General features: G+C 70.6%; 18 protein-coding genes. 2 read left to right on the top strand and 16 right to left on the bottom strand.

Annotated elements, in window-relative coordinates; all coding sequences use genetic code 11:
• Window positions 1–48: 48 nt before the first annotated feature.
• The 7 genes from ACTWM8_RS19395 to ACTWM8_RS19365 form a co-directional block, all read right to left on the bottom strand.
• Window positions 49–861: an ABC transporter permease gene (locus tag ACTWM8_RS19395; protein ID WP_446210287.1), complete on the bottom strand. Its 813-nt coding sequence runs from the start codon at window positions 859–861 to the stop codon at window positions 49–51.
• A complete protein-coding gene (locus ACTWM8_RS19390; RefSeq protein ID WP_446210286.1) occupies window positions 858–1,775 on the bottom strand; it encodes an ABC transporter permease in 918 nt (305 codons plus the stop codon). The genes ACTWM8_RS19395 and ACTWM8_RS19390 overlap by 4 nt, the downstream gene beginning before the upstream one ends.
• A 5-nt stretch (window positions 1,776–1,780) precedes the next feature.
• Entirely contained in the window at window positions 1,781–2,980 is a 1,200-nt protein-coding gene (locus tag ACTWM8_RS19385) for an ABC transporter substrate-binding protein (RefSeq protein ID WP_446210285.1), read from the bottom strand.
• A gap of 30 nt (window positions 2,981–3,010) precedes the next feature.
• On the bottom strand, window positions 3,011–4,042 hold the full coding sequence (locus ACTWM8_RS19380; RefSeq protein WP_446210284.1) for an ABC transporter ATP-binding protein: 1,032 nt from the start codon (window positions 4,040–4,042) through the stop codon (window positions 3,011–3,013).
• Between the two features lie 489 nt (window positions 4,043–4,531).
• Window positions 4,532–5,677: an RNA polymerase sigma factor gene (locus ACTWM8_RS19375; protein ID WP_446214597.1), complete on the bottom strand. Its 1,146-nt coding sequence runs from the start codon at window positions 5,675–5,677 to the stop codon at window positions 4,532–4,534.
• An 8-nt stretch (window positions 5,678–5,685) separates the two neighbouring features.
• Window positions 5,686–6,093: a YciI family protein gene (locus ACTWM8_RS19370; RefSeq protein WP_446210283.1), complete on the bottom strand. Its 408-nt coding sequence runs from the start codon at window positions 6,091–6,093 to the stop codon at window positions 5,686–5,688.
• A gap of 344 nt (window positions 6,094–6,437) precedes the next feature.
• On the bottom strand, window positions 6,438–7,640 hold the full coding sequence (locus ACTWM8_RS19365) for an erythromycin esterase family protein (RefSeq protein WP_446210282.1): 1,203 nt from the start codon (window positions 7,638–7,640) through the stop codon (window positions 6,438–6,440).
• 28 nt (window positions 7,641–7,668) lie between these two features.
• Here ACTWM8_RS19365 and ACTWM8_RS19360 point away from each other — a divergent pair, with 28 nt between their 5' ends.
• Window positions 7,669–8,421 (top strand): TioE family transcriptional regulator, encoded by a 753-nt coding sequence (locus tag ACTWM8_RS19360; RefSeq protein ID WP_446210281.1) that lies wholly within the window; start codon window positions 7,669–7,671, stop codon window positions 8,419–8,421.
• Window positions 8,422–8,539: 118 nt separating this feature from the next.
• Here ACTWM8_RS19360 and mhpA read toward each other — a convergent pair whose 3' ends face one another.
• The 5 genes from mhpA to ACTWM8_RS19335 are packed head-to-tail and all read right to left on the bottom strand — an operon-like array spanning window position 8,540 to window position 14,346.
• Window positions 8,540–10,048 carry a bifunctional 3-(3-hydroxy-phenyl)propionate/3-hydroxycinnamic acid hydroxylase MhpA gene (mhpA, locus tag ACTWM8_RS19355; RefSeq protein WP_446210280.1) on the bottom strand — a complete coding sequence of 503 codons (1,509 nt, stop codon included), beginning with the start codon at window positions 10,046–10,048 and terminating at the stop codon, window positions 8,540–8,542.
• Complete coding sequence (locus ACTWM8_RS19350; RefSeq protein WP_446210279.1) at window positions 10,045–10,401, bottom strand: DoxX family protein; 357 nt, start codon at window positions 10,399–10,401, stop codon at window positions 10,045–10,047. Before ACTWM8_RS19350 ends, mhpA begins: the two co-directional genes overlap by 4 nt.
• The gene (locus ACTWM8_RS19345; RefSeq protein ID WP_446210278.1) at window positions 10,398–12,281 is read right to left on the bottom strand and encodes an acyl-CoA synthetase; all 1,884 of its coding nucleotides are present in this window, start codon (window positions 12,279–12,281) and stop codon (window positions 10,398–10,400) included. Before ACTWM8_RS19345 ends, ACTWM8_RS19350 begins: the two co-directional genes overlap by 4 nt.
• Window positions 12,281–13,216, bottom strand: a complete 936-nt coding sequence (locus ACTWM8_RS19340) for a fumarylacetoacetate hydrolase family protein (protein ID WP_446210277.1) — start codon at window positions 13,214–13,216, stop codon at window positions 12,281–12,283. Before ACTWM8_RS19340 ends, ACTWM8_RS19345 begins: the two co-directional genes overlap by 1 nt.
• Window positions 13,213–14,346: a VOC family protein gene (locus ACTWM8_RS19335; protein WP_446210276.1), complete on the bottom strand. Its 1,134-nt coding sequence runs from the start codon at window positions 14,344–14,346 to the stop codon at window positions 13,213–13,215. The genes ACTWM8_RS19340 and ACTWM8_RS19335 overlap by 4 nt, the downstream gene beginning before the upstream one ends.
• A 142-nt stretch (window positions 14,347–14,488) precedes the next feature.
• On the opposite strand from ACTWM8_RS19335, the gene ACTWM8_RS19330 reads away from it, so the two are divergent.
• Entirely contained in the window at window positions 14,489–15,136 is a 648-nt protein-coding gene (locus ACTWM8_RS19330) for a TetR/AcrR family transcriptional regulator (RefSeq protein WP_446210275.1), read from the top strand.
• 39 nt (window positions 15,137–15,175) lie between these two features.
• Here ACTWM8_RS19330 and ACTWM8_RS19325 read toward each other — a convergent pair whose 3' ends face one another.
• The 4 genes from ACTWM8_RS19325 to ACTWM8_RS19310 all read right to left on the bottom strand — a co-directional run bounded on the left by ACTWM8_RS19325 (window position 15,176) and on the right by ACTWM8_RS19310 (window position 20,194).
• Window positions 15,176–16,279 (bottom strand): FUSC family protein, encoded by a 1,104-nt coding sequence (locus ACTWM8_RS19325; RefSeq protein ID WP_446210274.1) that lies wholly within the window; start codon window positions 16,277–16,279, stop codon window positions 15,176–15,178.
• A gap of 128 nt (window positions 16,280–16,407) precedes the next feature.
• A complete protein-coding gene (locus tag ACTWM8_RS19320; RefSeq protein WP_446210273.1) occupies window positions 16,408–17,592 on the bottom strand; it encodes a low temperature requirement protein A in 1,185 nt (394 codons plus the stop codon).
• A gap of 54 nt (window positions 17,593–17,646) precedes the next feature.
• Entirely contained in the window at window positions 17,647–18,810 is a 1,164-nt protein-coding gene (locus ACTWM8_RS19315) for an FUSC family protein (RefSeq protein ID WP_446210272.1), read from the bottom strand.
• A 196-nt stretch (window positions 18,811–19,006) separates the two neighbouring features.
• Window positions 19,007–20,194 carry a low temperature requirement protein A gene (locus ACTWM8_RS19310; RefSeq protein WP_446210271.1) on the bottom strand — a complete coding sequence of 396 codons (1,188 nt, stop codon included), beginning with the start codon at window positions 20,192–20,194 and terminating at the stop codon, window positions 19,007–19,009.
• Window positions 20,195–20,258: the final 64 nt, after the last annotated feature.

Genomic DNA, 20,258 nt, shown 5'->3' with positions numbered 1-20,258 from the left:
GCCGCGTTGACCCATGATCAGATCCTGGCACGGATGGGGGCGGGCGGGTCAGAGGCGACCGCCGGCAGCGGTGTCGGAGATGCGCTGGGCGAGGTAGATCGGCACGATGGAGAGCACGATCAGCACGGCCGCGACGACGTTGATGACCGGCGCCTGGTTCGGCCGGAACAGGTTGTTGAAGATCCAGATGGGCAGGGTCTGCACGCCCGGCCCGGCCGTGAAGGTCGTCACGATGATCTCGTCGAAGGAGAGCGCGAAGGCCAGCAGCCCGCCGGCGAACAGCGCCGATCGCAGCAGCGGGAACGTGACGTAGCGGAAGGTCTGGAAGGTGTCCGCGCCGAGGTCCGCGCTCGCATCCTCCAGGTTGCCGCCGAGCCGGCGCAGCCGGGCCAGCACGTTGTTGTAGACCACCACCACGCAGAACGTCGCGTGCCCGACGACCACCGAGAACAACCCCTTGCCCACCCCCAGCGGCTCGATCAGCGAGCGGAAGGCGGTGTCCAGCGCGATCCCGGTGACGATGCCGGGCAGCGCGATCGGCAGCACCACGAGCAGTGACACGGCGTCGCGCCCGAAGAACCGGTAGCGCTGTACCGCGAAGGCGACCAGGCTGCCGAGCAGCAGCGCGACGGCGGTGGCGCCCAGCCCGGCTTTCACCGAGGTCCACAGCGCCTCGCGCGCGCCCGCGTTCTCCCATGCCCGCACCCACCAGTCGGTGGTCCAGCGCGGCGGCGGCCAGGCGAAGGTGCGGTCGGAGTTGAACGAGTTGACCAGCACGATGGCCAGCGGCACGTAGACGAAGGCCAGGCCCAGCGCCATGGCCGCGCGCAGCAGCCAGCGCCCTCCGCGCGACAGCGTCACAGCTCCTCCAACGCGCCGGACCGGCGCACCGCGAACAGATAGACGACCATGATGAGTACGGGGATCGTGGCGAGCGCCGCCGAGAACGGCAGGTTGTTCGCCGCGCCGATGTTGGCGTACACGAGGTTGCCGATGAGTTGGGTCTTGCCGCCCACGATCTGCACGGTGATGTAGTCACCCAGCGACAGGGAGAACGTGAAGATCGTGCCGGCGATGACCGACGGCACGATCATCGGCAGCACCACCGAGCGGAAGGTGCGCCGGGCCCGGCCACCGAGGTCCGCCGACGCCTCCAGCAGCGAGTCGGGCAGCCGTTCCAGCCCCGCGTAGATGGGCAGGATCATGTACGGCAGCCACAGGTAGCTCAGCACCAGGACGATCGCGGGCAGGCCGTAGCCGGGCCCGTTGCCGGGGCCGCCGAAGAGCCAGTCCACCGGGCCGCCATTGGCGAGCATCACCCGCCAGGCGTACGCCTTGACCAGGTAGCTCGCCCACAGCGGGGTGAGGATCGCGATGACCAGGATCCGGCGGCTGCGTGGTGAGGCGACCTTTGCCATGAAGAACGCCATCGGTAGCGCGATGAGCACGTCGATGACGGTGACGGCGGCGGCGACGCCGAGGCTGCGCAGGGCGACGGTGCGATAGACCTCTTCGGTGAGGATGGTGCGGAAGTTCGCGAGCGTGGGTTGGCGGACCAGGTCGCCGGTGAAGCTGTTGACCGTCCAGAACGCCGAGACGAAGAGCACGGCCAGCGAGCCGAGGTACGCCACGAGCAGCCAGAGCAGCGGCGCCGAGAGCAGCCCCGCGAGGCGGATCCCGCTGTGGCGGTGCAGCCAGGACGAGAGCCGGCGGACCGGCCCACGGGAGATGGTGTCATCGCCCGTGGGCCGGTCCACGGTGGAGAGGGCCGTCATGTATCTCAGCCCTTGATCGTGGTCCAGGCCTGGGTCCAGGCCGCGTAGTCCTTGCACGTGACGTCCGTGCGGCCGTCGAGGCACTGCGCCACCGGAGTGTTCCAGAACCAGACCTTGTCGAAGTACGCCTCGTCGGCGGCGTGGAACGTGGCGCAGTGGTTCTTGTCCGCCGTCTTGTCGCAGGCGAGCTTGTTCGCCGGGGCCTCGCCGAACCACTCCGCCACCGCGGCGTTCGCCGTGGGGTCGATGATGTGGTTCATCCAGAGATAGCCGCAGTTCGGGTGCTTGGCCTTGGCGGAGACCATCCAGGTGTCGGACCAGCCGGTCGCGCCCTCCTCCGGCAGGACGGCCTCGACGGGAGCGCCGTCGGCCTTGGCGAGGTTGACGATGACCTGCCAGCTGGTGCCCACGACGGAGTTGCCGGACTTGAAGGCCTGGACCTCCTTGGTGTAGTCCGACCAGTACTCACCGATCAGCGCGTTCTGCTTCTTCAGCAGGTCTACGGCGGCGGCGAACTGCTTGTCGTCCAGCGCGTACGGGTTCTTGATGCCCAGTTCCGGCTGGTGCTTCATCAGGTAGAGCGCCGCGTCGGCGATGTAGATCGGCGAGTCGTACGCCGTCACCGTGCCCTTGTACGGGGAGTTCGCATCGAACACCACGCTCCAGGAGGTCGGCGCCGGGGTGACCTTGTCGGTGCGGTACATGAGCAGGTTGGCCCCGCGGCCGTGCGGGATGCCGTACGCCACCCCGTCGACGGAGTTCCACTGCTTGAGCTTGAGGCCGTCGAAGACGTCCTTGTAGTTGGGCACCAGGTCGGTGTTGACCGGGGCCACCTCACCGCCGTAGATCAGCCGAAGGGAGGCGTCGCCGGAGGCCGAGACCACGTCGTAGTCGCCGGTCTTCATCAGCGTCACCATCTCGTCGGAGGTGCCGGCGACCTTCACGTTGACCTTGCAGCCGGTCTCCTTCTCGAAGCCGGTGACCCAGTCGACCTTCGGGTCGGTGGAGCCGTTCTCGACGTACCCGGCCCAGGCGACGACGTTGACCTGGCCCTCGCCGGCCCCGAGCGACGCCAGCTTGTCGATCTTGGGTGGCTTGATGCCGCCGGGGCCGGAGCCGCTGGTGGCGCCGCCGCCGTCGCCGCATCCGGCCAGCGCGAGCAGGCCGGCCGCGGCGACCGCGGTGAAGACTCGGGTGGTGCGCATCTGCGCTCTCCTTCGACTCGGGTGGGTGCTTCAACGGGGGGTGACGGGAACCGCGACGACGTGTTCCGCCCGCCAGCTCAGCCGGATCGGCTTGCCGCGCAGGGCCGCCACGTCGGTGGGGGAGGTCTGTTGGTTCTGCTGCATCGCCACCACCCGGGCCCCGGCGTCGAGGTCGACCACGAAGCGGGTGGCCGCTCCGGCGTAGATCACCTCGACGACCTGGCCCGCCGCGCTGATCTCCTCGGCGGACGCGGACGCGCCGCCGAGTCGAATCTTCTCCGGGCGTACGGAGAACACGCCGTCGCGGCCGAGCACCGCCCGGGCCGCCTCGCCCTCGAACAGGTTCGACGTGCCCACGAAGCCGGCGACGAACGGGGTCCGGGGGCGCTCGTACACCTCGGCCGGCGTATCGACCTGCTCGATGCGGCCCTGGTGGAACACCGCCACCCGGTCGCTCATCGTCAGCGCCTCCTGCTGGTCGTGGGTCACGAAGACGAAGGTGATGCCGACCTCGCGCTGGATCGCCTTCAACTCGACCTGCATTTCCTCGCGCAGCTTCAGGTCCAGCGCGCCGAACGGTTCGTCGAGCAGCAGCACGGCCGGGCGGTTGACCAGGGCGCGGGCCAGCGCGACGCGCTGGCGCTGCCCGCCGGACAGCGCGCTGGGCCGGCGCTCCCCGTACCCCTCGAGGCGGACCGTCCGCAGCGCGGCCGCCGCGCGCTCACGGCGTTCGGCGCGGGGGACCTTGCGCACCCGCAGGCCGTACTCGACGTTCTGCTGGACGGTCATGTGCGGGAAGAGCGCGTAGTCCTGGAAGACGGTGTTGACGTCCCGGTCGAACGGAGCGAGCCGGGTGACGTCGCGGCCGGCCAGGGTGATCGTGCCGCCGGTCGGCAGCTCGAATCCCGCGATCATCCGCAGCACGGTCGTCTTGCCCGAGCCCGACGGCCCCAGCATGGAGAAGAACTCGCCGTCGGCGATCTCCAGGTCGATGCCGGCGACAGCCTCCACGGCGTCGAACGACTTGCGCAGACCGGTCAGGCGGATCGCGGGTTCCGACACGGCGACAGGCTCCCACTCTTCAACGGATCCAGCGGACCCGAGCAGCCAGTGGCTACGGATTCGTTGGCGAGAGAATAGAACCGCAACGGATACCGCAGTCAAGAGTTGTGGCCGGATCGTTGGTTTTCCGTCGGGGCCGGTGCGGCCTCGTCGGCAAGCGACGCCCTGCCGCCTCGCTGGTCAGGGCGCCGGTCGACCTTCTCAGCGGTCCTGCTGCGCGGCTGACACGCGGGAACGGAGCCTTTCGAGGCAGGTCCCCAGGACCGTTCGGAACACCTCGTTCTCGTCATCGAGGGCGGTAGTCATGTGGGTGCTGGCCGACCGCAGCGTCCCGGGGCGCTGCGCGGGGGTGGCGTGGACACGCAGCCCGATCGCGACGTCCAACGCCTGTTGCTCGGGGGAGAGGCTGAGCAGTGTCGCCGTGCTGCCGATGTGCCCGGCCGGCCGTGCTCTGGTACGCCCCGGCCTACACCCTGCTGCTTGTGCAGGTCAGCGACACCGGCGGGCGTTGAGCCGGGCGGCCTGGCGCGTCAGGTGGTCGCGCTCGGCGAGGTTGGGGGCCTTTAGGGCCGCCTCGGCGTACAGCCGTGCCGCCGTCGCCAGGTCGCCGTCGCGCTCGTGGAGGTACGCCGCCACGGCCGCGTGGCGGGGCAGTGAGTCGTTCAGCGCCGCGAGCGCCGCCAGCCCGGCGCGCGCTCCGTCGGCCTCGCCGACGGCCACTGCGCGGTTGAGCCGGACGACCGGGCTGTCGGTCAGGCGGGCGAGCTCGTCGTACCACTCGACGATCTGCACCCAGTCAGTCTCCTCGGCGGTGGGCGCGTCAGCGTGGAGTGCCGCGATCGCGGCCTGGGCCTGGAACTCGCCCAGCCGGTCGCGGGCGAGGGCCGCCTGGAGGATCTCGACGCCCTCGGCGATCGACGTGGTGTCCCATCGGCCGCGGTCCTGCCGGGCGAGCGGCACCAGGCTGCCGTCGGGCGCGGTCCGGGTGGCGCGCCGGGCGTGGTGCAGCAGCATGAGGGCGAGCAGCCCCGCCACCTCGGGGTGGTCGATCGCGGCCGCGAGCTGCCGGGTGAGTCGGATGGCCTCGGCGGCGAGGTCGACGTCACCGGAGTAGCCCTCGTTGAAAACCAGGTAGAGGACGCGCAGCACGGTGGCGACGTCGCCGGGCTGGTCGAACCGCACTCCGGAGACGGTGCGCTTGGCCCGGCTGATGCGCTGCGCCATGGTCGCCTCGGGCACCAGGTAGGCGTGGGCGATCTGGCGGGTGGTCAGCCCGCCGACGGCGCGCAGCGTGAGCGCGACCGCGGACGACGGCGTCAGCGACGGGTGGGCGCACAGGAAGTAGAGCTGGAGCGTGTCGTCCACCGTGGGCGCGGGCCCGGGCGCCGGCTCCTCGTCGACGAGGTCCTCACGCCGGCGGCGGGCGGCGTCCGCGCGGGTCGTGTCGAGGAACCGGCGCCAAGCCACGGTGACCAGCCAGCCCTTCGGGTCCCGCGGCGGGTCGGCCGGCCAGACGCGGACCGCCTCGACCAGCGCGTCCTGCACGGCGTCCTCGGCCGCCGCGAAGTCGGCTCCGCGGCGGACGAGGATCCCGAGCACGCTCGGCGTGAGGCTCCGGAGCAGGGCCTCGTTCATCGGAGAGGTCACTCCGTGATGGTGGGCGGCGCGGTCAGGAACGGGCGCACCTCGAGCCACTCGTGGATCGGCTTCCCGCCCGCCCCGGGGGCGGCCGACAGCTCCCCGGCCAGCTCGACGGCGCGCTCGTAGCTGTCCACGTCGATCACCATCCAGCCGGCGATGAGGTCCTTGGTCTCGGCGAACGGGCCGTCGGTGACCGGCGGGCGCCCCTCGCCGTCGTACCGGACGAACGTCCCCTCGGGGGCGAGCGCCTGACCGTCGACGAACTCGCCGGTCCCCTCGAGCCGGGCCGCGAAGTCGTGCATGTACTGCATGTGCGCCGAGATCTCCTCCGGCGTCCACTGGTCCATGGGCACGTCGTTGACCGGAGCCGGAGCGCCGCGGTAGTGCTTGAGCAGCAAGTACTTCGCCATCGTGTCTCTCCTCTGCTGGTGCGACCCATCTTGGTCACCTTCACCGCGGGGACGGACCCAGTCACCAGTTCTCGACATGGCCGTCCGAAATTTTTCTCGTAGCTGAGCCAGGGTGAACCGTCTCGCGGGTGTCCGGGTCCACGGTGGGGCACGGCCGGTTGCGGTGCACGCCTCGGTGCCGGCCGCCAAGTGCAGATGATCCTCGCGGGGACAGCAGCAGAGCGGCGCGCAGATCGCAGAGCTGCCGCAATCTGCGGAGCCGCAGCCCGAGGACTGGAACCTTCCCTCTGGGATCCTGGAGGCCCAGGAAGACATCGAGCGGAGGCGCCGCCGGGGCCGGCCGACTAGCTCCGCCGGGCATCCTTGACGAACACGATCCCGTCGGTGCTGGCCACGTGGGCCGGATCAAGCGGGGAGTAACCGAACCAGGGGGACACCCGGGCAGCGGGCGTCACGTGGGCGAGGGCAGTGGCCAGTCGGCGGGCGTCGACGATGTAACGCTCCTCCGGGAGCGCGTACAGCAGCCCCTCGATGGTGTCCGGAGGCGGGGCGTCCACCCCGTGGTGGCGGATCGTGCCGAGGGCTGTGGCGAGGAAGGCGTATCCCTCGCCCAGGTGGGCGCTGACGATCGCGCCGGCGCTCCACCATTCCAGCGGCAGGTCGCCCATCCGCATCGTGCTCTTGTTCCGCTGGAGGTGGCCGTTGTGGGCGTTCACCAGCGTCGGGCCCCGTTCAGCGAGGGCGAGCAGGTTGGCGGCCATCATCGAATCCCGCAGGCCCACCAGCCGCGCCATGCGGCTCGGTGACGTGTCGGCCATCCAGAAGTGGTACCGCAGCAAGCCGGTGGCGGTACGACCGTACAGGCCTGCCCGGCGCCAGTCCTCCCGTGAGGACGCCGCGATCAGGTGTGGCGTCTGCGCGTCGAGCAGGGCCACCAGATCATCGGCGAGCAGCCGCAGCTGGTTGGCCTCGGGCGTCTGCCCCACGGACTGGGACGGGTCCATCATCGCGGCGGGATTGGTCCACCGGTCGTCAGCGCCAAGCAGGCGGTCGAGCGTTTCCGCGGTGCAGGGAAGCAGGGCGGCGTCAACCCAGGCGGTGAGGTAGCCGTGGAGTGCGGTGAGGGCCTGCCGAGGGCTCGCGGCACCGGTGATCTCCAGCGGGCCGTCGAAACCGGCGAAGCGGAGCTGCTCTGACCCGGGCCGGCCGTCGTTGTACGCGCGCATCCAGCGCACCAGCTCGCGGTTGGCCGCGAAGGCGCCCCACTCGTGGCTGAAGCCGCGCTCCATGACCTCGTCGAGGATGCCGGTGCCCGAGGTGACGTAGTCGTCCACGAGCAGGCCCATCATGCAGTCGCTCTCGATGGCGATCGTCCGGTAGCCCTCCTGCTCGACGAGTTGCCGGAAGATCTCGTTCCGCACCTCGAGCAGAACGTCCTCGCCGTGGGTGGGCTCGCCCAGGGCGAGCAGCCGCGGCCGGGTCGGGAGCAGCCGCATGACGGTCGCGGCCTCGACAGCATGGGCGGTGTCCTTGGTACCAGCAATCATGCCCTCAACGGTATCGTTGAACCTTCGGTTGAAACTTCTCCGCGATGTTGACAGGGCAGTGGGGCGAAACCTTCAAGGCGGTGGACGGCTCAGGCCGGTCGACCTCGCGCGCGGGCACGGTCTGTCCACCCAGGCGATCAGGAACTACGAGGCGGCCGGCATCCTTCCGGGCGCCGAACGCACCCTGCACGGATACCGCACCTACACGCCGCTGCACGCGCAGGCACTCCGCACCTTTCTCGCGCTCGTGCCCGGACACGGCCACCAGACGGCCACGTCGATCATGCAGGCGATCAACCGGGACGCGACCGAGGACGCGCTCCGGCTCATCGACGAGAGCCACGCCCAGCTGCTCGACGACCGCCGCACCCTCCAGGCCGTCGAAGCCGCGCTTCGCGACCTCGATCCCGTACCGCGGGAGCGCGGTGACACGTTCGTCGGCCCGCTGTCGCGGCGGCTCGGCATCCGACCGGCCACCCTACGCAAATGGGAACGCGCCGGCCTGGTCCAGCCGCGCCGCGACCCGCGGACGGGCTACCGGGTCTACAGCGAGGCGGACGTCCGCGACGCCCTGCTGGCCCACCAGCTCAGACGGGGTGGCTACCTGTTGGAGCAGATCGCCCCGCTGATCGCCCAGGTCCGCTCCGCCGGAGGCGTCGCACCGCTGGAGTCGATGCTGCGCGACTGGCGCGCCCGTCTGTCGGCCAGGAGCCGCGCCATGCTCGCCGGCGCCGCCGCATTGGACGCCTACCTCGACCTCCGCCCTGCTCCTTGCGGATGACGAGCGGCCTGCTGGCCGCGAAGCTCCGGGGTGTCTCAGCGATCGTGACGGCCTGCCGTCCGAGCAGTGCGGGATTGCTCACGGCCGACTCTGACAGCAACAGCGACGCCGGCCTCGGTCACCCGCCACCCGGGCGGACAGCATCGATCGTCTGGGGAAGCAGTCGGCGGCTGGCATGGAGAACGGTGCCGTCGGGGCGGACGACGGCTGCGCGAGCAGCGCCTGTCCGCAACCATCGGTGCAGTTCGCTGCCCGGGTGGGCAACGACCAGAAATGCTCCACGCCGCTCGATATCGGCGCGTTGCGCGGCGGACGGCTCGATGGACGTCACGATCGCGAACCGGCCAGCGGCCAGGTCGTCGAAACGTCGCTGGCCGTCGACGATCGCGTTTGGGCACAGCCTGCCCGCGAGGCCGCGGCGAAGCCGTGGCCGCACCACGAGGTCGGAGCGGTGCAGCGGGGGTGTCCGGCTGTCCGTGGCCAGGTCCGTGAGGCCGGGCACGAGGTGCAGCCGCGGCGCCACGGCACGACGGATGACGTTGCCGAACTCGCCGCCGGCCGTCATTGCGGTACCGATGAACTTCGCCAGCTTGATCATGGCGCGGGCGTGGTGCCTGCGTTCGATCTCGTACGTGTCGAGCACGGTCTCGGCCAGGGTCCCGTCGAGCACGCCGGCGAGCTTCCAGGCCAGGTTCATCGCGTCGCGCAGCCCGGCACACATGCCCTGGCCGATGAACGGTGGGGTGAGGTGGGCGGCGTCGCCGAGCAGGAACACCCGCCGGTCGCGCCACCGGTCGGCGAGCTGCGCGCGGAAGGTGTACTCGGCGACGCGGATGATCTCCAGCTCCGCGACGGGGATGTCTCCGGTCCACCGCGAGATTAACGGATGCAGCCGGGCCAGGTCGCGGTAGTCGTCGGCGGTCTCGCCGGGCGTCAGCTGGAACTCCCAGCGGTAGCGGGTCTTCCCGACCCGCATGTAGGTGCCGGCGCGGGCCGGGTCGGCGAGTTGGTGCACGCCCTCCCACTGGCCGAGGTCGGCCTCCGTCACCACGTCGATGACGAGCCAGCGTTGCGTGAAGCCCAGGCCCTGCATGGCGGCGCCGATCGAGGCCCTGGACAGGCTGTTCGCACCGTCGCACCCCAGGACGTACGCCGCCCGGACGGACTCGTGCTCTCCCGTGGCGGTGTCGGTGACGTCGACCCGCACCCCGCTGGCGTCCTGGGTCAGCCCGGTGACCTCGACGTTGCCACGGAACGTGACGGTGCCGTGCTGCTGGAGATTTCGGCGGAGGATCGTCTCCAGTTCCGGTTGGTCGAACATGCTCCCCTGGGGGAAGCCGTGCGGGCCCGGCGCCGTGTCGCGCCGGAACTCGGCCAGCACCCGCATGTCCCGGTCGAGGAGGCGCAGACCGTGGTGCGGCCGGGAGATCGCGGCGAACTCGTCCCGGAGGCCGAGTCGCGCCAGGATGCGGTGGACCTCGTCGTCGAGGGCGACGGCGCGGGGCTGGGGATAGATCGACTCCCAGCGCTCGAGGATCAGGCACTCGACGCCGTACTGGGCGAGCAGCGTCGCGGCGGTGAGCCCGGTGGGGCCCGCGCCGACGATCACCACGGGAACCGTCCTCATTGGGCCGATACCAGGTGGAGGGCGAGGTAGACGGCGACGAGGAGTCCGCAGACTACGGCCGGGGCGTACTTCTGGGGGCCGTCTCCCTTGCGCAGGTGGACGAAGACGGCTCCGGCGAGCAGGAGCAGCAGCCCGGCGCCGGCGAGGGCGCCGATCAGCGGCACGGCCAGGCCGATGAGCAGCCCGGCCGCCCCGGCGACCTCGAGCAGGCCGATCCGGCGATAGGCGGCGACGGAGAAACCGGCCTCGGTGGCCAGCTCACGCATGCGCGGCAGGGCGAGGATCTTGGCCGTGCCGAGAGCGATGAAGATCAGGGCGAGCAGCACCGCGAGGATGGCAGCAGCGAGCGTCATGACATGACAACCAATCGCCATTCAATGGCATAACGGCCCAGGATGGCCTTGATGGCCGCCTGGTCGGCGGACGGAGAAACGGTGACGGTAGCCACGATGGAGCTACCCTCGGTCGTGGCCCCGATGTGGTGGACCTCCGGGACCTTGTCGAGCGCGGCGCGGATTTCCCGACGGATGGCGTCCGTGCGCAGCGCGGGCTTGTAGAGCTTGCCCACGGCGGTGACGGGCAGTTCGTCGAGGACCGTCACGGTCTTGGGCGCGGCGGTGCGGTCGGGCACCCGTTCGCTCGCCCAGTCGCGCAGGTCGTCCTCGGTCATCGTGGCGCCGGGTGCGAGGGTGACGTAGGCGACGGGTACCTCGCCGGCGTGGATGTCGGGACGCCCGACCGCGGTGGCCCCGGTGACCTGCGGGTGGGCCAGCAGGGCGTCCTCGATGACGGCGGGGTCGATGTTGTGCCCGCCGCGGATGATGAGGTCCTTGGCCCGGCCGACGAGGCAGACGAAGCCCTCCTCGTCGATGCGGGCGAGGTCGCCCGTGTCCAGCCAGCCGTCGACGAGCTTGCCGAGGCCGTCCAGGACGGGGCCGTTCTCGTCGCGGTCGGTGACGTAGCCGGGGAAGACGGTCGGGCCGCTGATCGCCAGCAGGCCCGTTCCACCAGCGGGTACGTCCTCCCAGGTGCCGTCCGTGCGGACCACCCGCATCCGCTGGTAGGGCAGGCGCTGCCCGACCGAGCCCGGCCGCGACACGTCGGGGAAGCTGCGCGCGCTGGCGCAGGTGGCCTCGGTCAGCCCGTAGCCCTCGATCAGGGCTGTCCCGGTGTGGGCCTGGAAGGTGTCCCGGACCGCGGCGGGCAGCGGTGAGGCACCCACCATCGGGAACCGCAGACTACTGATGTCGGCGTCGACGGGGCACTGCGCCAGCGTGGCGTACACGGTGGGCACCGCGCTCATGGCGGCGATCCGGTAGTGCTCGACGATCTTCCAGAATGCGCCGTACAGCGCGGGGTCGCGGTAGCCGAGCGGACCGGCCCACACCACGGTCTGCCCCTTGAACAGGGGTGCCAGCAGCGTGACGACAAGCGCGTTCACGTGGAACAACGGAAGCGCCGCGAAGACCACGGTCCGTTCGTCGAACAGGTTGCTGGCGGACAGCATCCACGCGTCGGCGACCTCGTTGGCGTGCGTGTGCGCGGCCAGTTTCGGGGCGCCGGTGGTGCCGCCGGTGTGGAACATCGCGGCCAGGTCGCCCGGGCCGGGCGCCTCACCGTGGAACGCGGACGGTTCCATGGCGGCGGCCAGCTCGCCGAGGTAGCCGATGCGGACGCCGTCGATGGCGGGCAGCGGCTCGGAGGTGCCCGCCGCCCCGGTGGGACGGAGCACGAGGATCGCGTCGAGCAGGCCGTCGCAGGCGAGCGCCTGCGCGGTGTTCCACGTGTCCGGCGCGAGGTCGGGCCCGGCCGTGACCAGCACGCGCGCGCCGGAGCGTCGGAGGAGTTCGGTGAGGTGTGGCCGCGACAGTCCACTGCCCAGGGGGGCCGCGATCCCGGCCAGCTGCGCGGCCAGCGTTGCGGTGATCAGCTCGGCGCAGTTGGGCGACATCAGGGCGACCGCGTCACCCCGCCGCACCCCGAGGTCGTGGAGCAGGTTCGCGACCCGGTGGACGTCGGCCAGGAGTTCGGCGAAGGTCCGGCGCAGCGGCTCCCGCCAATGGGCGGCGTCGGGCAGGACGGTGAGCGCCGTGCGGTCCGGCCAGCGCGTGGCTGCTCGGGCGAGCAGCCCGTACGTCGATTCGGGCAGGCCCCGCGCCGCGAGCGGCACGGCCTCGATCGCGGCCAGGTCGCTGGGCGTGGCGTAGTCCGGCCACAGCAGGGGCCCGGTCATCAGGCGTACCTCACGACCGTACGCTGCCGGCCCAGGTCGATTGCGCCGTCGTCGGTGGCGATGGTGGCCTCGACGACGTCGCCGTCCTTGAGGTACCTGGGGTTCTGAAGCTGGCCCTTGAAGAACATCTTCCACTTCACCGCGGGCGGCAGCAGGGAGACGAGGAACATGACCGGCTTCGGCGGCGCGCTCAGGGCCGTCCCGACGGGCGTCCCGGTCAGCAGCAGGTCACCCGGGTCGATCCGCTGGAAGCGGGTCAGCGTCTGCAGCGCCTGGACCGGCGTGTAGATCATGTCGGTGGCGAGCATGTCCTGCCGGAGTTCGCCGTTGACCCACAGCTTGAGCCGCAGGTCGGTGAACCGCTTGAGTTCGTCGGCGTCGAGCAGCACCAGCGCGGGGCCGACCGGGGTGAAGGTCGGGTAGGACTTGGCCTCGTAGAACTGGGTCTTGGGCAGCTGGACGTCACGGGCGGAAACGTCGTTGGTGACCACCAGGCCCGCGATGTACTCGGCGACGTTGTCCGCGGTGATGGTGGTGCCGACGGGCATCTCGCGGCCGAAGACGAGCCCGATCTCCACTTCGTAGTCCAGCAACGTCACATGGCCGGGCCGGACCACGTCGGCGAACGGGCCGCTGATCGAGCCCGAGGTCTTGCGGAAGAACGTCAGCGGGACGGTCTCGGGATTGCCGTTGGTGTCCTTGACGTGGGAGACGAAGTTGGTCATCTGGGCGACGACGCGGCAGGGCGCCGTCACCGGGGAGACCAGGGCGAGGTCGTCGACCGGGACGGTGTCCGTGCTCGTCGTGGCCGCGTCGATGGCCGGCCGGTCCGCCAGCAGTTCGGCGGTGGTGGTGGCGCTGGTGTCGACCTTGGCGGCGCCGGTGGGGGTGAGCACCCACCAGGCGTCGGCGGTGCGCAGGACCGAGGTGCTCATGAGGTGAACGCTTTCATCAGGCCGCGGAGGCGGTGGAGGTCGAATTCGTTGTCCTCGCGCAGCGCGCCGATGACCGCGCGCAGCTCGCGAAGCGATTCCCGGCCGGGTCTCATGCCGAGAAAGTCCTTGGTGGCGGGCGGACCCCACTGGGCGAGCCCCGAGGCGCTCATCGGGGCCCAGCCGGGCTCGAGCGTGGAGTCGAACAGGTCGCCGTCGGTGAAATGCTCGACCAGGAAGTCGTCCGGGTCGCGCCAGTAGTCGAAGATCTGGCTGCCCTGGATGTGCCGGCCGATTCCCCAGGACCGCTGGTAGCCCCGGTCGAGCAGGTGCTCCCCGCCGGCGGCCAGCGAGTCGAGGTCCGGGACCTGGTAGGCCGAGTGCACGTACCGGTTGGCCGGGCCGAGGGTCATCGCGAGGGTGTGATGGTCGGTGGGCGTGCTGCCGCGGTCGCAGCGGATGAAGCTCATCACCGGGCCGCGCTCGCGCTGCCCCTGGTGGTAGAGGAAGTCGCTGACGATCAGGCCCAGGTGCTGGAGATACCAGTTGAGCGTCTCCTGGTACCGGGTCGTCTGCAGCACGACGTGACCGAGCCGCTGCACCTTGGCCGGCTCCTGCGGTGGCCGCTGGGTGGCGTTCGTCCGCGCCACGTCGTGCCCGACGTTGAACGTCAGGGGCACCTGGGTGGGCAGCGCGGGAAGTTCGTGCGTGTCCGCGACCACGCGTACCCGCGCTCCGCTCGGATCGACCAGATCCACCGTCACCCCGCCCAGGCTCTCCGGCAGCGGGGCGATCGTCGTGCCGGTCGCATCCGCGAGCCGCAGCACGTCCTGCGGCTCGGCAGCCCGGAAGGCGGGGCCGATGAACCGTGACCGGGGGCCCCGGCGGATGAGCACGCAGGGCGAACCCGGGTCCGTGCCCCGCAGGTGCAGCTCGTCGGCGGTACGCGACGACGTCGTGAAGCCGAAGGCCCGGGCGAACAACTCAGCCCGCTCAAGATCGGGCTTCTCGAACTCCAGCCAGGCCAGGTCGTGCACCTTGACAAGCGGGTTCCGCACTCTCCCCGGGTGCTCGCCCGGCAGGGCACCCTGCTCGCTGTGCAGACCCGTGTGCGGGTCGTGCCGCTCGACCATGTCCCGCTCCTTCCAAGGCGTTGACGAAATCGTCACTTACGACTGTAGCGTCAGTCAAGAGCAGATGACGATTCCGTCATGTCTGAGGGTCGCCGGGGTTAAGGTAGGCGCAGACCGACCTGGGAGAGGTGAACAAGTAGGCATGGCGCAACAGGCCAGGCATGCCCCTAACCGCCTGGAACGGCGGAAGGCGCACACCCGATCGGCGCTCGTTCGCGCCGCCCAGACCTTCATCGCGGCCGGCAAGCAGAACGTCCCGATCCTCGAGCTCACTCAGGCCGCCGACGTGGGGATGGGGTCGTTCTACAACCACTTCGACAGCAGGGAGCAGCTCTACCAGGCCGCGGTGGAGGACGCCCTCGAGCGCTACGGCGCCCTGCTCGACGAGCTGACAGTGGGCCTGGACGACCCGGCCCATGTCTTCGCGCAGAGCTTCCGGCTGACCGGACGTCTCCACCGCCGGAGTCCCGAGCTGAGCAAGGTGCTGCTCAGCAACGGCCTGGCCCTGGCTGGTTCCGACAAGGGACTCGCGCCGCGAGCCCGGCGCGACATTGAAGACGGCGTCCGTGCCGGGCGGTTCAACGTGCGCGACCCCGAACTCGCGATGGTGATCATCGCCGGGGCCGCGTTGGTCCTCGGGCAACTGCTGCACGATCACCCCGAGCGCGACGACGCCGCAGCCACCGACCAGGTCACCGAGGACGTGCTGCGCATGCTCGGCCTGCCGCCCGACGACGCGCACGAGATCTGCCTGCGGCCGTTACCCGCGCTCGACGGTGTCCGCCCGTAAGACCGATATCCATCCGCCCGAGCGGGGCCGCCGGCCGGTCTAGGCAGCGGCCGCCTCGCGCACCATCCGGTTGGCCGTCTCCGGCTCGTACCCGGTCGCGCGGAGCAGGTCGCTCGCCATGGTGCGCAGCTGGATCACGATGGCATCCGAGAAGGGCTTGACGCCCTTGTGGTACGCCTGGCCGGCCAGGCGCGCCCCGTCCAACACCGCGTTGCGGGTCTGGTCGAACGGCCCACCCGCCCGCCCCTCCTGCCTCAGCAACTGGATCGCCTCGGCGAACCTGTCCACGGCGCCGGGGAGTTCCTCCGGCACCGGCTCGTCGTACTGCAGCGTGGTCGCGGCCCAGCGGGCCAGCGCCCGGCCCCCGAGAACCACCCGATCGATGTGCTCGATGCCGCGCCGGTAGTGCTCGACATCGACCCGGCGTCGCCAGCGGGCCGGCGCAATGGTCGTCACCTCCTCGGCGCCACCCAGCGCCTCGTGCATCCGGGCGAGATCGGGTTCCATCCCGCTCAGCTGATCCAGCGCCCGTGTCGCGCGGTCCGGGTCACGCCGGGCGAGTGCGTGGGCAACCTCTCGGAGCTGCGTGTGGAGGGTCGCGGCGACCGGAGCGGTGGCGCGGTCGAGAATGCGCATCGGGTTGATCGGTAGCAGCAACGCCACCACCGCCAGGCCGATGGCGCCGCCCACTCCCGCGTCAACGATCCGCGCCCATTCGAGGCCCTGCTCCACGTGGGAGAGCGTGGCGATCAGTACAGCGGTACTGCCCGCCTGAGCGACCAGCGCACCGCTGCGCCCCGTCATCAACAGGGCGACGGCGATGGCCAGCATCACCACCAGGCCGATCTGCCAGGGCCCGAACCCGAGAGATCGCATGAGAAGATCACTGACAAGCAGGCCCAGCCCCACGCCGAGGATCAGCTCGGCGGTACGTAGGGCGCGCTGCCCGAGCGCGGCGACGATCGTGCCGACGGCCGCGCTGGGCGCGAAGATCGGGGAGGGGCGACCCAGGACGTCGTGCGCCAGCCCCCAGGACAATGTCGCGGCAAGCCCACATTGCGCTGCGACGAACAGGATGATCGTGAACAGCCGCAGCCTCAGCCGGCCTGCCTCACCACCGCGACGCCGGGCCTCCGCCGTCAAGTCCTTGGCGCGCCCGGCAGCGGCGTTGGGGCGAGACCCGACTCGCCGGTCACCAGCCATGGCTCGGGTTACCCGACCCGCCCCTCACAAACCTCCGACCCTTCCTGCCGCTGCCCGCCAGCGATCGTCTAACGGGGCGGCGACGGCGGCTCGGATGGGAGTCTTCGAGTGCGGGCGGCGTCGGCTACGGCGACGCTGGCCAGGACGAGTGCGGCGGCGGTGGCTACCGCGAGGGGCGGCATCGGCCTCATCGCTGGGGTGAGGGCGACGAGGGCGAGCGCGCCGATCACGCGGGGGAGAGACACGCGCCCGAACACCGCGTACTCGAAGGTGGCCCGTCCGGCGAGGAACAGGGCGGGTCCGCCGAGGATGGCGGGGAGCCAGGCCGGGTCGGTGTGGCCGAGCGGATGCTGGATGACGAGTTCGTCGCCGACGGCGACAACGACGATGCCGGCGACCATGATCACGTAGGAGTAGGCCGTCAGGATAGCGATGGGGCGTGGGTCGCGGGCCGCGGTCATGGCGTCGGCCAGCAGTGCTCCGGCGCGGTGGATGTAGATGCGCCACAGCAGTACCGTGGTGGCGAACGCCACCAGGGTCGCGGCGCTGCGGTCGGCCGTGAAATCGCCGGTTCCGAACGTCAGTCCGGTCACCAGGATCGGCTCGCCGAGCGCGACGATGAAGAACTGCTGGTACCGCTCGGCAGTGTGCTCCTCGGAGACCACGATCTCCTGTCGACGCTTGCCGTGGCGGCCCAGCCGCGGCGTGGGGAAGCCGAGGGTGAACGCCACGTACTCCCCGACCGTCGCCGTCATCCACAGCGCCGCGCGCGCTGGGACGGGCAGGAGCGCACCCGCGATCCAGGGCACCGTGGACATGCCGACCCAGAACAGCAGCCGCACCGCGCTGGCCTGCGCCTCGTGGCCATGCAGAAAGAAGACGGCCATAGCGAGGCCAACAAGCCGGATGGTGGCGTACGCACCGGCGAAGACCAGGCCGTTGCGGCCGAACGCCTCAGGCGTCGCGGCCGCCAGCACGAGGGTGCCGAGAATGATCGGCATGATCAGCAGTTGTACCAGCGGATGTCGCGGATCGAACGCGTCCAGAAACCTCGTCGTAGCGGACCAGAGGTGCATCACGGCGAACAGCAGCACCAGTGTCTGGAACGTGCCAGTCCAGCTCAGCTGATCGAGCAGGTGCTGCGAAAGCTGAAAGAACACGAGGACGAACGCCAGGTCGAAGAACAGTTCCAGGAATGCCGGCCGCGCCTGTTCGGGTCTTCGCAGCAGTACGCCCGCTCTACCTGTCGTCATCGTCGCCCGCTTCTGCCGTTTCTGCCCGTCCTGGCCGAGAGGGCCCTCGGCGGCCTAGAGGTTGACGGCCTCGCGCACCATCCGGTTGGCCGTCTCCGGCTCGTACCCGGTCGCCCGGAGCAGGTCACTCGCCGCCGTGCGGAGCTGGACCACCATGGCGCTCCCGTACGACTTCAGGCCTTTTCGACATGCCTGGCCGACCAGCCGCGCGATGTCCAGTACCCCTTGGCGGGTCTGCTCCAAGGGCCCAGCCTTTCGTGCCTCCCGCTGCAGCACCCCGATCGTCTCGGCGAGCCGGTCCACGGCGGCAATGAGTTCCTCCGGCACCGGCTCGTCGTACTGCAGCGAGGTCGCCGCCCAGCGGGCTATCCCCCGGCACTCGAGGGCCACCCGATCCATGTACTGGATGCCGCGCTGGTAGCGCTCGACATCGCGGCGCCGCCGCCACCGGACCGGCGAGATCATCGTCACCTCCTCGGCGCCACCCAGGGCCTCGTGCAGCCGGTTGAGGTCGCCGTCCATACCGCGAAGCCGGTCGAGTGCCCGCACCGCGCGGTCCGCGTCCCGCTGTCTCAGCGCGTGTGCGACCTCCCGAAGCTGCGATGTGAGTGTCTCGGTCAGCGGTGCGGCGGCGCGCTGGAGAGTGCGCATCGGGTCGATGGGCACCAGCAACGCGACCACCGCCAGCCCGACGACCGCACCCGACCCGGCTTCGACGATCCGCTCCCATTCGAGGTTGCGCTGAACCGGTGACAGCGTGGCGAGCAGCACGGCGGTGCTGCCGGCCTGAGCGACCAGCGCGCCGCTGTGCCCGGTCATCAGCAGGGCGACGGCGATGGCCAGCGCTACCACCACCCCGATCTGCCAGGCCCCGAACCCGACGTAACGGAGTAAAAGGTCGCTGATGAGCAGGCCCAGCCCGACGCCGAGCATCAGTTCGGCGGTACGTCGGGCGCGCTGTCCGAGCGCGGCGACGATCGTGCCGACGGCCGCGCTGGGCGCGAAGACCGGCGCGGGACGCCCCGCCACCTCGTGAGCGAGCCCCCAGGCCAGGGTGGCGGCGAGCCCGCACTGAGCCGCGATGACCAGGATGATCTCGACTTGACGCAGCCGCAGCCTGCCGGCCTTACCACCGCGGCGGGCCGCCTGCGTCGCCAGGTCTCTGGCCTGCTCGACCACCTCCTCAGGGCGGGGCAGGGGGCTCCGGTCAGCGGCCATGGCGGGGGTTACCCCGCCGGACCCGCACAAACCTGCGACCCGTTCTCCCTGTCGAGGCGATTCGGCTGCATCCGCTCCCGTGGCCATGCGCTCGGCGACGGCGGGCAGGCTGTAGCCGACAGCGACCCCCTCAGGTCATCCACGATGCCGGGCCGAGCCGTTGCGGCAGCACCAGAACCAGGGGGGACCGCTCGTTTCAGCCGGGTGGTGACGGCGGCTCGGATGGGAGTCTTCGAGTGCGGGCGGCGTCGGCTACGGCGACGCTGGCCAGGACGAGTGCGGCGGCGGTGGCTACCGCGAGGGGCGGCATCGGCCTCATCGCTGGGGTGAGGGCGACGAGGGCGAGCGCGCCGATCACGCGGGGGAGAGACACGCGCCCGAACACCGCGTACTCGAAGGTGGCCCGTCCGGCGAGGAACAGGGCGGGTCCGCCGAGGATGGCGGGGAGCCAGGCCGGGTCGGTGTGGCCGAGCGGATGCTGGATGACAAGCACGTCGCCGACGGCGACAACGACGATGCCGGCGACCATGATCACGTGGGAGTAGATCGTCAGGACGGCGACACGGCGCGGGTCGGGGGCCGCCCCCATGGCGTCGGCCAGCAGTGCTCCGGCGCGGTGGATGTAGATGCGCCACAGCAGCGCTGTGGTGGCGAACGCCACCAGGGTCGCGGCGCTGCGGTCGGCCGTGAACTCACCGGCACCGAGCGCCAGTCCGGTCACCAGAATCGGCTCGCCGAGCGCGATGATGAAGAACTGCTGGTACCGCTCGGCCACGTGCTCCTCGACGACCACGATGTCGGCTCGACGACGGGTACCCGCGCGGCCCAGCCCCGGCGTGCGGAAGCCGAGTGCGATCCCCACGTACTCCACGGCCGCCGCCGTCATCCACAGCGCTCCACGTGCCCCACCGGGTAGGAACGCACCGGTCACCCATGGCACCGCAGCCACGCCGACCCAGAACAGTAGCCGCACGGCGTTGCGCTGTCCCTCGTGGCCACGCAGCAGAAGCACCCCGACAGCGAGGACACCAACCCGGACGGTGACGTAGGCACCTGCGAACACCAGGCCGTTGCGGCCGAAGGCCTCAGGCGCCGCAGCCGCCATCACGAGGACGCCGAACATCATCGAGATGACCAGCAGCTGTATCAGCGGATGCCGCGGGTCGAACAGGTCGGTGAACCTCGCCGCATAGGCCCAGACATGCAGCACGGCGAGCAGCAACACCAGTGTCTGGAACGCGCCGGTCCAACTCAGCTGCTCCACCAGCTCCTGCGAGAGGCGGAAGAACGCGAGGACGAACACCAGGTCGAAGAAGAGTTCCAGGAACGCCGACCGCCCCTGCTCGGGTTTTCGCAGCAGCTGCTCCGCCCTACCGGTCGTCATCGGTCGCCCATTTCTGCCGTTTCTGCCCAGCGCTTCCACGTGGACCGAGCGCGCGCCTGAGCTG

The organism is Micromonospora sp. IBSANI012, assembly GCF_052814045.1.
This window is presented reverse-complemented; position numbering and strand designations above follow the sequence as displayed.